This window comes from Streptomyces sp. NPDC057280, assembly GCF_042668605.1.
GTDB lineage: Bacteria > Actinomycetota > Actinomycetes > Streptomycetales > Streptomycetaceae > Streptomyces.
Genome location: NZ_JBHUYR010000006.1, coordinates 189,360 through 202,385 on the forward strand (window position 1 = coordinate 189,360; position 13,026 = coordinate 202,385).

Here is a 13,026-nt window from a genome sequence, read left to right on the forward strand (position 1 = left end):
CGAACCTCCGGTCGTTCAGGGGGTGGACAGGTCGAACCGTGTGATGCGGACGGCGCCGCCGAGTGCCTGCGTGGCGTGGTTGAAGAGGGCGAATCGGTAGCCCATGAAGAACCGCCAGTCGTTGCCCATCGAGAAGGCGGGGCCCAGGCGGGTGAAGGTGGTGCCGTCGGTGCTGTAGGAGAAGGTGCCGGGGCGTGCCGAGCCGGGGCGGATGTCCGCGCTCGCGCGCAGCCAGATGCGGGTGCCCTGGACGGGCGCGCTCGCGACCTCGGTTCCGGTGCCGGTGGTGTTCCAGTTGCCGTCCATGGTCAGCCCGTTGACCATCACCAGGCGTGTGGTGCCGCCGTCGCGCTTGAGGCCGATCCAGGCCGAGGAGTCACGCAGCAGGGCGAGTCCGGCGCGGTCGCCGTCCCGCATGGCGGAGTGGTCGAGGACGGCCGTGGCGGTGGAGGTGGGGCCCTGGATGCGGTGGGTGAGGGTGTTGCGGGCCCAGTAGAGGTCGTTGGTGACGGTCGCGGTGCGCAGCGTCAGGCCGTTGCCGACCGCCCACTTGGTGTTGTCCGGGTTGTGGTTCCACTCCCATCTCGGTTTGAGGGTCGTCCCGTCGAAGGTGTCGACGCCGGTCATGGGGGTGACTTGGCGGGGCGGCGTGGGCACGGCCGGGCTCGGGTACGAGGTGCCCCATGCGCCGTTCACGAGTTGCACGACGGGCCAGCCGTCCGAGGTCCACGTGACGGGTGCCAGGGCGGGCATCCGTCCGCCGGGGTAGGCGTCGACGAAGGCCAGGTAGTACCAGGCACCGCTCTGCGTCTGCACCAGTCCGCCCTGGTGCGGGACACCGCCGCCGGGGATCGGCCCGGGCAGGTCGAGCAGCACCTGCCGCAGGGTGTACGGGCCGAAGGGGCCGGCCGAGGACTTGAGGATGTACTGGCCGTTGGCGGGGCGGGTCAGGAAGATGTAGTACTGCCCGTTGATCTTGTAAAAGCGGGAGCCTTCCAGGGTGCCGACGCTCGAGGGTGTCGTGAAGACCTGCTGGGTACGGACCTGGCTGCGGCCGTCGGGCGAGAGCTGGGCCACGCTGATGGTCGTGTTGCCGTAGGCCACGTAGAGGGTGTCGTCGGTGTCGACGAGCAGCCCCGCGTCGTAGTAGGGCGTGCTGATCGTCGTCAGCCAGTTCCATGGACCTTCGGCGGCGGTGGCCGTGTAGACGTAGGTCCGGGCGAAGTCGATCTGGCCCAGCCAGTAGAAGGTCCGGTTGCTCGGCCGGTAGGCCAGTGACGACGCCCAGATGCCGCGGACGTAGCCGCGCGCGCCGTTCAGGTCGTACTTGGCGCCGAAGTCGAGCGTGGGGACCGAGTGACCAGCGATCTCCCAGTTCACCAGGTCGTACGAGCGCAGGACGGGCGCGCCCGGCGAGTAGTGCATGGTCGAGGCGGAGGCGTAGTAGGTGTCGCCGACGCGGATGACGTCGATGTCGGCGAAGTCCTGCCAGATCACGGGGTTGGTGAAAGTCGCCGCGGCCCGGGCGGAGGCCCGGGCCGTGGGGAGGAGGGCGCCCGCGGCGAGGCCGGTGGCGGCCGCCAGGGCGTGACGACGGGAAAGATCTTGATGCGTCCATGACATATCCATGTGGGGGTGTTCTCCTCGCACTTCGTCCGGAAGAAGCGGCTCACGCCATTCGGCATGTCGAACACAGATCGGCGAGTCGAGCAACCTGGATGATAGAAGGCCGACATTGGACGTCAAGACTTGGCGCACGATCGCACGTGTCGTCGAAACATTCGAATCGATCGATACGGAGTTTCCGCAGGTCAAGGCCAATTACGTCAGATGCGTTGACATGTTCACGCGCCTCTGTAACATCCCTGACACCGTGAGTTTCCGAACGAGGCTCGAAATTTCGAACCTCCTCCCAAGGAGCCCCTGGTGCCCAGACGCTCACGCGGACGACTGCTCCGCCTCCTCGCAGCCGCCGCCCTGACCATCACCGCGTCCGTGACTGCCTCCGCCCACTCCCCCGCCTCGGCCGCGCCGGGCAGCCCGGCCCTCACCCCGCCCCTGGGGTGGAACAGCTGGAACAGCTTCGGATGCGGGATCACCGAAACACAGGTCCGCCAGGCCGCCGACGCGATGGTGTCCTCGGGCATGCGGGACGCCGGCTACCGGTACGTGGTGGTCGACGACTGCTGGTTCGACCCGCAGCGCGACGCGGCGGGCAACCTGCGCGGCAACCCGACCAAGTTCCCCAGCGGCATGAAGGCCCTCGGGGACTACATCCACAGCAAGGGCCTGAAGTTCGGCATCTACCAGGTACCCGGCGAGCGCACCTGCGCGCAGGGCACCGGCGCCTACCCCGGGTCGACGGGCAGCATGGGCCACGAGGCCCAGGACGCCGCCACGTTCGCCTCGTGGGGTGTCGACTACCTCAAGTACGACTGGTGTTCCGGCAACGGCACCCGTGACGAGCAGGTCGCACGGTTCACGATCATGCGCGACGCCCTGCGCGCCACCGGGCGGCCGATCGTCTACAGCATCAACCCCAACAGCTTCCACGCCATCACCGGCGACAAGTACAACTGGGGCGAGGTCGCCGACCTGTGGCGGACGACCGAGGACCTGCTCGACATCTGGCAGAACGGCAACACCAACAGCTACCCGATGGGCGTCGGCAACGTCCTCGACGTCACCGCGCCCCTGGCCGCGCAGTCCGGTCCGGGTCACTGGAACGACCCCGACATGCTGGTCGTCGGCCGACCCGGTCTGTCGCTGACCGAGTCCCGCTCCCACTTCGCCCTGTGGGCACTCATGAGCGCCCCGCTCATGGCGGGCAACGACATCCGCACCATGTCCGCCGACGTCAGTGCCATCCTGCGCAACCCGCGCCTGCTGGCGGTGAACCAGGACACGCTGGGCGCGGGCGGACGCCGGGTGCGCGACGACGGCAGCACCGAGGTGTTCGCCAAGCCGCTCGCCGACGGCTCGGTCGCCGTGGGCCTGTTCAACCGCGGCGACAGCACCGCGACCATCAGCACGACGCCCGCCCAAGTCGGCCTGTCCGGCAGCTCGTTCACCCTCACCGACCTGTGGACCGGCGGCACGTCCAGCACCTCCGGCCAGATCTCGGCGAGCGTCCCCGCGCACGGTGTCGCCGTGTACCGGGTGACCGGCGGCAGCCCGCTGACCGCCACCACCTCACGCCTGCGCGGCACCGCCTCCGGCCGCTGCGTGGACGTCGACAACGCCTCCACCGCCGCCGGGGCCACCACGCTGCTGTGGGACTGCCACACCGCCGCCAACCAGCAGTGGACCACCTGGGCCGGCGGCGAGATCCGCGTCTACGGCGACAAGTGCCTCGACGCCTACAACCAGGGCACCACCAACGGCACCCGTGTCATCACCTGGCCCTGCAACGGCCAGAACAACCAGAAGTGGACCGTCGGCTCCGACGGAACGATCCGCAACGCCCTCTCCGGACTCTGCCTCGACGCCAGCGGAGCCGCCACCGCCAACGGGACCCCGCTGGTCCTGTGGACGTGCAACGGCCAGAACAACCAGAAGTGGTCGCGCACATGAGGGGCCCAGCGCACCCGTCCGCCAGCATCCTCCGGAGGCCACGATGACCCCGGCTCGGTCGTTACCCAGCACTGGACTCACCCGGGCAGTCGCCTGGACCCTGGGCCTCCTGCTGGCCTTCGCCGTCGTACCCGCCGCGGTGCAGCCCACCGCGGCCCGGGCCGACAACCCCATCGTCCAGCACGTCTACACCGCAGACCCGGCCCCACTGGTCCACAACGGACGGGTCTACCTCTACACCGGGCACGACGAGGACGGCTCCACCTACTTCACCATGAAGGACTGGCGGGTGTGGTCCTCCGCCGACATGGTCAACTGGACCGACCACGGCTCACCGCTCAGCCTGACCACCTTCAGCTGGGCGTCCGCCGACGCGTGGGCGGGGCAGGCCGTGGAACGCAACGGCCGGTTCTACTGGTACGTGCCCGTGAAGAACCGGGCGACCGGCCGGATGGCCATCGGTGTGGCCGTCGCGGACAGCCCCACCGGCCCGTTCCGGGACGCCCTCGGCCGCCCCTTGGTGGAGAACGGCGAGATCGACCCGACCGTCTTCATCGACGACGACGGCCAGGCGTACCTGTACTGGGGCAACCCGAATCTGTCGTACGTCCGGCTGAACACCGACATGACCTCCTACTCGGGCGGCGTCACCAGGATCCCGCTCACCACCGCGGGCTTCGGCACCCGCACCGGTGACCCCAACCGTCCCACGCTGTACGAGGAGGGACCCTGGGTCTACAAGCGCAACGGCCTGTACTACATGGTGTTCGCGGCCAAGTGCTGCTCGGAGTTCATCGCCTACTCCACGGCGCCCGGGCCGACCGGGCCCTGGACCTACCGCGGGACGGTCATGCCCACGCAGGGCAGCAGCTTCACCAACCACCCGGGGATCGTGGACTTCAAGGGCAATTCGTACTTCTTCTACCACAACGGCGCGCTCCCGGGCGGCGGTGGCTATACCCGCTCGGTCGCGGTGGAGAGGTTCTCCTACAACGCCGACGGCACGATCCCGACGATCAACATGACCGGCACGGGCGCGCCCCAGGTCGGCACGCTCAATCCGTACGTCCGTCAGGAGGCGGAGACGATCGCCTGGGGGTCCGGGATCGAGACCGAACCGTCCAGCGAGGGCGGTATGAACGTCGGCTGGATCGAGAACGGCGACTACCTCAAGGTCAAGGGCGTGGCCTTCGGTTCGGGCGCTTCAGCCTTCACCGCACGTGTGGCCTCGGGCAGCAGCGGCGGCACCGTCGAACTGCGCCTGGGTTCGCCGAGCGGGACGGTCGTGGGCCGGTGCGGTGTGCCGGCCACCGGTGGCTGGCAGACCTGGACGACGGTGACCTGCCCCGTCGCCGGCGCGACGGGAACCCAGGACCTGTATCTGCGGTTCACCGGCGGCAGCGGCTATCTGCTCAACATGAACTGGTGGCAGTTCGCCCCGGGCAGCACCGTGACGGCACCGCGGTGACCGGGGCGAGCACGTCCTCGCGAAACTCGCAGAAGGGCAGTTGCACGATGACAAGGACAAGATTCCTCTTATGGCCCGCCCTGATCGCGGTGCTGGCCGTCCTGGGCGCGGGCGGCACCGCACTGGGCCTCGGCCGGGGCGAGCACACCCCGCTCACGGCCTCCGGCACGGCTGCCGCAGGCGACGGCGCCGCTGCCCCGAGCTCCGGCTGCGGCAAGACCCCCACCCTGACGAGCGGCACCTACACGATCCAGAGCGGCGGCAAGAACCGCACCTTCATCCTGCGCGTCCCGGACGGTTACGACCGTGACCACGGCTACCGGCTGATCTTCGGCTTCCACTGGCTGGGCGGCACCTCCACGGACGTGGCCACCGGCCGCACCGTGGAGACGGGGACCTGGGCCTACTACGGGCTCCAGCGGCTGGCGAACAACAGCGCCATCTTCGTCGCACCGCAAGGCCTCAACAACGGCTGGGCCAACTCCGGCGGGGAGGACATCACCTTCGTCGACGACATGATCCGCCGGATCGAGGCGGACCTCTGCGTCGACACCACCCAGCGCTTCGCCCTCGGCTTCAGCTACGGCGCCGCCATGTCGTACTCCCTCGCCTGCTCCCGTGCCACCGTCTTCCGCGCCGTCGCGGTGCAGAGCGGCGGACAGCTCAGCGGGTGCAGCGGCGGCACCCAGCCCATCGCCTACTTCGGAATCCACGGACTCAGGGACAACGTCCTCAGCATCTCCGGGGGACGGGCCATGCGGGACAAGTTCGTCCAGAACAACGGCTGCACGCCCCAGAACCCGCCCGAGCCCGCGCAGGGCAGCCTGACCCACCGGGTCACCACCTACACGGGATGCTCGGCCGGACACCCGGTCGCCTGGGCGGCGTTCGACGAGGGACACATCGCCGCCCCGCAGGACGGAGCCCCCGGTGACAGCGGAAGGAGCTGGGTGCCGGGAGAGGTGTGGAAGTTCTTCTCGCAGTTCCAGACCTCCGACCCGACACCGCCGGGAACCGCCTCCTGCCGCGTCTCCGACACCATCAGCGCCTGGAACAGCGGCCTGACCTCGAACATCACCATCACCAACACGGGCACCAGCACCATCGACGGCTGGACACTGGCCTTCACCCTGCCGGGCGGCCAGGCCATCACCTCCGGCTGGAACGCCACCTACTCGCCCGCCTCCGGCCAGGTGACCGCCAAGAACCTCTCCCACAACGCGACCCTCGCACCGGGCGCGTCCACCACGATCGGGTTCCAGGCCACCCACACCGGCAACACCGCGGCGCCGACCGCGTACACGCTCAACGGCGCCGCCTGCACGGTCGTCTGACCCCGTCTCACCCACCGCCGCATCCCGCCGGGGCCCTCGCTCCGGCGGGATGCGGTCAGCGACCGCCCCTGAGACGACCGACGAGGCGGGCGAGACTCCGTCGCGACCGGCGCGGACGCGGCCGCAGCGGAGGACGGCCTTCGGCTCCCGCCCCTCCCGTCTCGCCGGGGCTGCGCCCCCAGTGATCGTCGGGCGACAGGAGCGGCGCCCTGCGTTCCGCCTGAGCCGTGATCTCGACATGCGAGACGTGGGCCGTGATGCGAAATGCCTCCTCGTAGGAGGCCAGGGCTGCGCTCATGGCGCCACCCGCAAGACCGCGACGGCGGATGCGCGAGGCGAGCCACGTGAAGAATCCCAGGACTGCGGCAAGGCCACCGGTCAAGATCAGGTACGGCATGAACGCGTCCATGAAGGTCAGCCTAGTGGCCCGCCCGCCGCCACGATGTCAGCCGTCACCACTCTCACGGTGGGCGAGGACCTCGGCCATGTGGGTCTGCGCCCAGTCTCTGAGCCCGCGCGTCATGTGGTGGAGCGAGAGACCGAGGTCGGTCAACTCGTAGGTGACGGTGACCGGAACGGTCGGCGTCACGGTGCGGGTGAGCAGACCGTCGTGCTCCAGCGACCGGAGCGTCTGGGTCAGCATCTTCTGACTCACCCCGGCCAGCAGACGAGAGAGCTCGGAGTAGCGCAGCGCTCTCGGAGCATCTGTGCGCGCGCCACCAGCGGGTCCCGGTTTGCCGTCGCCTTTGTCGTTGCCTTTGCCGTCGCCGCCCAGCGCGCAGAGGATCAGGACCACCCACTTGTCCGAGATCCGGTCCAGCAGCTGTCGGCTGGGGCACTCCGCGAGGAACGCGTTGAACTCCACCTTGGCCTGAGCCCTCTTCTCGGCCGCCTTCATCGTCGTCAACGGCTCACACCTCTCACCGAACGGCTGGTTACGCACTCTCAAGTGCCTACTTCCCCACAGGAAGTTACTCCCCAATGCTGAGACAGGCAGCCGACAGGCGCCACCCCCTGCCTCACCTGACGAAAGGCACCTCGATGAGCACGCGCTCCCTCCCTCTGCCCGGCGGCACCTGGACTCTGGGGGACATGACCGTCACCCGGTTCGGCTACGGTGCCATGCAACTGGCCGGGCCCTGGGTGATGGGGCCGCCGGCCGACCGCGAGGGCGCCCTGGCCGTGCTGCGGGAAGCCGTCGACCTCGGTATCACGCACATCGACACCAGCGACGCCTACGGGCCGCGCGTCACCAACGAGTTGATCCGCGAGGCGCTGCATCCCTATCCCGAGTCGCTGCGCATCGTGACCAAGGTGGGCGCGACGCGCGACGCGCAGGGCGGGTGGCCCATCGCCCGGCGCCCAGAAGACCTGCGCCGCCAGATCCACGACAACCTCACCTCGCTCGGCCTCGACGTGCTCGATCTGGTCAACCTCCGGCTCGGCAACGCCGAAGGCCCCCGCCCCGGCTCTCTCGCCGAGCCGTTCGAGACACTCGTCGAACTCCAGCAGCAGGGCCTGATCCGTCATCTCGGGGTCAGCAACGCCACCGAGGAGCAGGTCGGGGAGGCGCGGAGCATCGCGCCGATCGTGTGCGTGCAGAACATGTACAACCTCGCCCACCGGCACGACGACAAACTCATCGACCGGCTCGCCACCGACGGCATCGCGTACGTGCCCTACTTCCCTCTCGGCGGCTTCACCCCGCTGCAGTCCTCGGCGCTCTCGGCGGTGGCCGCCCGGTCGAAGGCGGCACCGATGTCCGTCGCACTGGCCTGGCTGCTCCAGCGGTCACCGAACATCCTGCTCATCCCCGGCACGTCGTCGCCGGCGCACCTGCGCGAGAACATCGCCGGCGCAGGACTCCCCCTCTCCGACGAGGACTTGACCGCGCTGGACGACATCGGGCGTTGACGCGCCGGGACGGGCTCGGGGCTGCGGGCACGGGTGACCGCGGGTGCGCGGGAACGACCTCTGCACGACCTCTATACGACGTCGGCCGTGGCGGGCCACGCCCCGCGGTCCAACAGGTCAAGGACGAGGGCCGCGATGTTCCACGCGTCGTCCTCGCCGCGGTGATGACGTCCCTCCAACGGCAGTCCGGCGATTTGCAGAGCCTGGCTCATGCCGGGTTTCCTGCGCAGCCCGTACGCCGTGGTGAATACGGCCTTGGCGTTGGTGTGGGTGCGTTCCGTCGGATAGCCGAACGGGAAGGCCACCCCGTCGGCCTGACTCTGCCGAGCAAACTGCTTGCGGTCGTACTCGCCCCAGCTCGCCCAGTGGCGCTCGCCGGCCCCGTGTTCCTCGACGAGGATCCGGCAGGCCTCGGCAAACGTGACACCGCGTTCCACCTCGGACTGTGTCAGGCCGGTCAGCTCGGTGCAGAAGCCGCTCACCGCCGAACGGACCGGACGGACCAGGACCCGGTGCCGGGACACGCGGCGCCGTGCCGACAGGTCCACGACCGTCAGACCGATCTCGATGATCTCGCTCACCGAGCCGGGCGGAGGTTGCCCGTCCCAGCAGGTGGCTTCCACGTCGATGACGTTGAGGAAGGTGGATTCGGCGCGCATGCGCCCGAGGGTAAGGACGCCCGCCCTGTTTCGGCATCCCGATTTTTCTCCGCAGGGCCCTGCGCGTCAGGGACGCGGCGGCGGAGGCGGCATGGTGGACAGGTCCGGCGACGCCTCGGGCCAGACCAGGAGCACCGGGCAGGGGGCGTGGTCGACGACGAAGCGGCTGGCGGGGCCGAGACTGTGCGGGCCGAGGTGCGTACGGTCGCCGTCGCGGGCCAGGATCAGCAGGTCGCACCCCTCGGCCGCGGCGACGACCTCCCGCTCGACGCGGCCGGTGCGCTCGGTCCGCGTAGACGGGCGCCCCAGGCGATCGGCCGCCGACTGCAGCAAGTCCTGTGCGGACGCTGCCGCGAGGCGCTCCAGGCGCGTGCCGGGATCGCGCTCGCGGTGCCCGCGGCCGAGCAGACCCGCGAAGGCACCGTGTGCCGCGCCCGGGACGTCGGCCGGCGTGACGTGCAGCAGGGCGATCTCGGCATCCGCCGCGGTGTGGGCGCGGGCGGCGTCCACGCAGGCGGGCCAGGTGCCCTCGACGATCCAGACGACCACGGACATGGGCATGGGTCAGCCTCCTCCGATGACGGCCAGCGAGCCCCACAGTGCCAGCACGGCGGCGGCCAGGCTCGCGGGCACCGCGTACACACCGAGCCGGGTGAACTCCTTCAGCTCCACCTCGCCCTCGTGGGCGTGGACGATACGCCGCCACAGCAGGGTGGCCAACGAGCCCGCGTAGGTGAGGTTGGGGCCGATGTTCACCCCGAGCAGCACGGCGAGGACGGCGCCCGGACCGGACGGGACGGTCAGCGGCAGCAGGACCAGCACCGCGGGCAGGTTGTTGATGACGTTGGCGAGGACGGCGGCCAGTCCGGCCAGCGCGAGCAGTTCCAGCAGCCCGCTGCCCTCGGGGACCAGGTGGCCCAGAGCCTCGTCGAGCCCGTTGTCGACGACCGCCTGGACCACGACACCAAGGGCGAGCACGAAGGCGAGGAACGGTACCGAGGTCGCGGCCAGCAGCGCCCGTGGGGTGGTACGGCGCCGCAGCAGGCCCCTGACGGCGAGGGCCAGGGCACCGCCCAGGGCCGCCCACGCCGGGTCGACACCGACCACCGACGTCAGCACGAACCCGGCCAGGGTGCACCCCACGGTCACCAGGGCGAACATCGGCAGCTGCGGTGGCTCCCCGCCGGCAGGGGCCTGCGCTCCGGCGTCCAGGTCCGAGGCGAAGAAGCGGCGGAAGACGACGTACTCGACGGCGATGGCGGCCACCCAGGGCAGGACCATCAGCGCGGCGAACCGGGTGAAGCTCAGCCCGCTCGCCGTGAACGCCAGCAGGTTGGTCAGATTGGAGACCGGCAGCAGCAAGGAGGCCGTGTTCGACAGGTGAGTGCAGGCATAGACGTGCGGTCTGGGGCGGGCGCCGAGCCGGGCCGCAGTGGCGAACACCACGGGCGTCAGCAGCACGACCGTGGCGTCCAGGCTGAGCACGGCCGTGATCGCCGAGGCCGCCATGAACACCAGCGCCAGCAGCCGCCGCGGCCGGCCCGCCGCCGTCCGCGCCATCCAGGCTCCGCACGCCTGGAACAGCCCTTCGTCATCGCAGAGTTGAGCCAGTACCAGCACCGCCGCCAGAAAACCGACCACCGGTCCCAGCCGTTCGACCTCGTCCAGCGCGTCGTCCAGCGGGATCGCCCCCGCGGCGATCAGCAGCCCGGCGGCGGGTACGGCCACCACCGCCTCCGGCCAGCCGAAGGGGCGCACGACCGCACAGACCAGCACCAGTACGAGCAGGACCGCGGACAGTGTCTCCGCGAGCTGGGTGTTCAGAATCGGGTCCTTCCGATCAGGGGCACATGAACCGCCCCACGTCACACCGAAAGATATCCCTCACCCAGGCGATACGCGCTCGCGTGGCCGCCGCGCCGCAAAGACGAGGGGCTGGCGGAAGGCCTACCTGTCGCCCTCCGCCTCCTGCCGACTCGGCGGACCGGCCGCGTATGCCAGCGGAGGGGCGATCGCCTGGGCATCCGCTCCCTCTCCGACCCACAGGGCGATGAACAGCGCGGCGGTCGCCTCCAGGAGCCCCGCACGCTCGAGTCCGCCGCCGGCCACAGGGGCACAGCCCACGTCCCGTACCAACTCACGCACGCGCGCGAGGGCCGCGTCATCGTCGCCACAGACCGGCACAGCGAGCGGTCGGCCGTCGAAAACCGGTGGCCGCATGCGCCACACGTCCTCGTGGCAGAGGTTGAAGGCCTTGACCACGTGGGCTCCCGGTGCCGCCGCGGCAAGTTGCTGCGCGGCTGAAGGGCCGCCGTCCGTCAGCAGCCGGAATCCCGGCCCGACCGGATTGGAGCAGTCCAGCAACACCTTGCCCACCAGGGCCCCGCGCAGACCCCGTACGACATCCACTCCCGCTCCGAAGGGCAGCGCGGCCAGCACCACCTCGGCCGACTCGGCTGCCGCGCGCAGACCGGCAGACTCCGCACTGCCTCCGATCCGGGCCGCGAGCCGCCGCGCCCGCTGTGCGTCCCGCCCTGCGATGACCACCTCGTGTCCGGCCCGCACCCAGTGGGTGGCGAGCGCGTCGGCCATGTTGCCCGTGCCCAGTACGCCGATTCTCATCACGCGGCCCTCTCCTCTCCTGCTTCGACCGTTCACACCGAAGCTAGAAGGCCGTTCGGGCACCATGTGGTACGTGACCACCGACGCCTTCCTCGCCGACTGCCGCGCACGCCTCGCCTTCGACCTGCTCTCCAACACCTGGAACGCCGTGGTGCTCTGGGCCCTGCGCGACGGCCCGAGCCGCCCGGTCGAACTGCGGGAGCGGATCGGGGGGATCAGCTCCAAGGTCCTCACCGAGACTCTGCGCCGCCTGCAGTTCAACGGCCTGGTCGACCGGCAGACATCCCCTGACGCACCCTCCCGCGTCGAGTACCGACTCACCCCTCTGGGCCGGTCGTTGCTGGCGCCCATCGACGCCTTCGGCGCCTGGGCCTTCGAGTACGGCGACGATGTCATGGCCGCGCAGGAAACCCACGGGCGCCCATTCGAGAAGCGGGATGAGCCGGACGGGAGCACGGCCGAATGAAAGGCGGGGCTTTGTCACGCGATACGGCCGAAGCAGAGGCAGGAATGAAAGGGATCACGTTTCCTGCCTGGCACGGAAAGCACTACGTGACCCTGGCTGAACTGATCGTCCGCCTCGGCAGCTTCGGCCTGGACCTGACGTGGCGCGTTGAACTCGACGAGATCGTCGACCCCCGCTGTGTCGAGATCGAGAGAAGATCTGCCGGCGGCGGTATGGACACGTTGACACTGTTGTCGTTGACCACCCCCTTCCTTCAGTTGATCGATGCTGAAGCACGCGGGTTCGCCGAGGACAGGCTGGTGGTCGTCCTGACGGAGTTCGACAGCTCGTCGTGGGACGTCAGGGCTGTCGACGAGGGCATACTCAACCAGCTTCGCCACCACTACCCGGAATGAATCAGACAGTGGCTCACCATGCGGTCGTCCTACGCAGAATCGAGCTCGCGGACTGGCGAGCTGTCCACGCCTGGGCTTCCCTCGCGCAGGTCTGCCGATTCCAGGCCTGGGGACCGAACACCGAAGAGGAAACCCGCGCATTCGTGGCGACCGCGGTCGATGCCTGGGCTCACTCACCTCAGCGGCGGTTCGCTTATGCAGCACGCGTGGCGGGCGACGTGGTCGGCATGGGCGAACTGCACCTCCGGAACCGCGAGCAGAGGCAGGGCGAGATCACCTATGTCGTGCATCCTCGAGTCTGGGGACAAGGCATCGGAACGGCGATCGGCCAGGAACTCCTTTCCCGAGGGTTCGACGACCTCCGGCTGCACCGCATCTGTGCGACCTGCGAGCCACGGAATACCGGATCGGCACGGGTTCTCGGCAAGCTCGGCATGACATGGGAAGGACGTCTGCGTCACACCGCGCTGATCCGGGACGGCTGGCGAGACTCCGACGTGTTCAGCATCCTCGAGGACGAATGGGCCGAGAGGACACCCCGCGTCGCCGACGAGTAGGCCGCGCCGTACGGCCAAGCCCCGTCACGGTGTTCCCG

General features: G+C 69.6%; 14 protein-coding genes. 7 read left to right on the forward strand and 7 right to left on the reverse strand.

Going from position 1 to position 13,026, the window contains the following annotated elements:
* Positions 1 to 15: 15 nt before the first annotated feature.
* Complete coding sequence (locus ACFUO4_RS30895; RefSeq protein WP_383491027.1) at positions 16 to 1,629, reverse strand: glycoside hydrolase 43 family protein; 1,614 nt, start codon at positions 1,627 to 1,629, stop codon at positions 16 to 18.
* A 297-nt stretch (positions 1,630 to 1,926) separates the two neighbouring features.
* Between ACFUO4_RS30895 and ACFUO4_RS30900 the strand changes: the two genes are divergently transcribed.
* Genes ACFUO4_RS30900 through ACFUO4_RS30910 form a run of 3 tightly spaced genes read left to right on the forward strand, consistent with a single transcriptional unit; the run spans position 1,927 to position 6,375 of the window.
* A complete protein-coding gene (locus ACFUO4_RS30900; RefSeq protein ID WP_383491029.1) occupies positions 1,927 to 3,573 on the forward strand; it encodes a glycoside hydrolase family 27 protein in 1,647 nt (548 codons plus the stop codon).
* A gap of 43 nt (positions 3,574 to 3,616) precedes the next feature.
* Positions 3,617 to 5,041: a glycoside hydrolase family 43 protein gene (locus tag ACFUO4_RS30905; RefSeq protein ID WP_383491031.1), complete on the forward strand. Its 1,425-nt coding sequence runs from the start codon at positions 3,617 to 3,619 to the stop codon at positions 5,039 to 5,041.
* Between the two features lie 47 nt (positions 5,042 to 5,088).
* Positions 5,089 to 6,375 (forward strand): cellulose binding domain-containing protein, encoded by a 1,287-nt coding sequence (locus ACFUO4_RS30910; RefSeq protein ID WP_383491033.1) that lies wholly within the window; start codon positions 5,089 to 5,091, stop codon positions 6,373 to 6,375.
* 55 nt (positions 6,376 to 6,430) lie between these two features.
* On the opposite strand, the gene ACFUO4_RS30915 is transcribed toward ACFUO4_RS30910, so the two are convergent.
* Both ACFUO4_RS30915 and ACFUO4_RS30920 read right to left on the reverse strand, forming a co-directional pair.
* Positions 6,431 to 6,784, reverse strand: a complete 354-nt coding sequence (locus ACFUO4_RS30915; protein WP_383491034.1) for a hypothetical protein — start codon at positions 6,782 to 6,784, stop codon at positions 6,431 to 6,433.
* Between the two features lie 36 nt (positions 6,785 to 6,820).
* Positions 6,821 to 7,282, reverse strand: coding sequence for a winged helix-turn-helix transcriptional regulator (locus tag ACFUO4_RS30920; protein ID WP_383491036.1), 462 nt, complete (start codon positions 7,280 to 7,282; stop codon positions 6,821 to 6,823).
* Positions 7,283 to 7,416: 134 nt separating this feature from the next.
* Between ACFUO4_RS30920 and ACFUO4_RS30925 the strand changes: the two genes are divergently transcribed.
* A complete protein-coding gene (locus ACFUO4_RS30925) occupies positions 7,417 to 8,289 on the forward strand; it encodes an aldo/keto reductase family oxidoreductase (RefSeq protein ID WP_383491038.1) in 873 nt (290 codons plus the stop codon).
* Positions 8,290 to 8,360: 71 nt separating this feature from the next.
* Here ACFUO4_RS30925 and ACFUO4_RS30930 read toward each other — a convergent pair whose 3' ends face one another.
* The 4 genes from ACFUO4_RS30930 to ACFUO4_RS30945 form a co-directional block, all read right to left on the reverse strand.
* Positions 8,361 to 8,948 (reverse strand): exonuclease domain-containing protein, encoded by a 588-nt coding sequence (locus ACFUO4_RS30930; protein WP_383491040.1) that lies wholly within the window; start codon positions 8,946 to 8,948, stop codon positions 8,361 to 8,363.
* A gap of 66 nt (positions 8,949 to 9,014) precedes the next feature.
* Positions 9,015 to 9,503 carry a universal stress protein gene (locus ACFUO4_RS30935; protein ID WP_383491571.1) on the reverse strand — a complete coding sequence of 163 codons (489 nt, stop codon included), beginning with the start codon at positions 9,501 to 9,503 and terminating at the stop codon, positions 9,015 to 9,017.
* A gap of 9 nt (positions 9,504 to 9,512) precedes the next feature.
* Positions 9,513 to 10,772: an SLC13 family permease gene (locus tag ACFUO4_RS30940; protein ID WP_383491573.1), complete on the reverse strand. Its 1,260-nt coding sequence runs from the start codon at positions 10,770 to 10,772 to the stop codon at positions 9,513 to 9,515.
* A gap of 123 nt (positions 10,773 to 10,895) precedes the next feature.
* Positions 10,896 to 11,570 (reverse strand): NADPH-dependent F420 reductase, encoded by a 675-nt coding sequence (locus tag ACFUO4_RS30945; RefSeq protein ID WP_383491042.1) that lies wholly within the window; start codon positions 11,568 to 11,570, stop codon positions 10,896 to 10,898.
* Between the two features lie 73 nt (positions 11,571 to 11,643).
* Between ACFUO4_RS30945 and ACFUO4_RS30950 the strand changes: the two genes are divergently transcribed.
* The 3 genes from ACFUO4_RS30950 to ACFUO4_RS30960 are packed head-to-tail and all read left to right on the forward strand — an operon-like array spanning position 11,644 to position 12,988.
* A complete protein-coding gene (locus tag ACFUO4_RS30950) occupies positions 11,644 to 12,036 on the forward strand; it encodes a winged helix-turn-helix transcriptional regulator (protein WP_383491044.1) in 393 nt (130 codons plus the stop codon).
* 44 nt (positions 12,037 to 12,080) lie between these two features.
* A complete protein-coding gene (locus ACFUO4_RS30955; protein ID WP_383491046.1) occupies positions 12,081 to 12,431 on the forward strand; it encodes a hypothetical protein in 351 nt (116 codons plus the stop codon).
* Entirely contained in the window at positions 12,428 to 12,988 is a 561-nt protein-coding gene (locus ACFUO4_RS30960) for a GNAT family N-acetyltransferase (protein ID WP_383491048.1), read from the forward strand. The genes ACFUO4_RS30955 and ACFUO4_RS30960 overlap by 4 nt, the downstream gene beginning before the upstream one ends.
* Positions 12,989 to 13,026 lie beyond the last annotated feature (38 nt).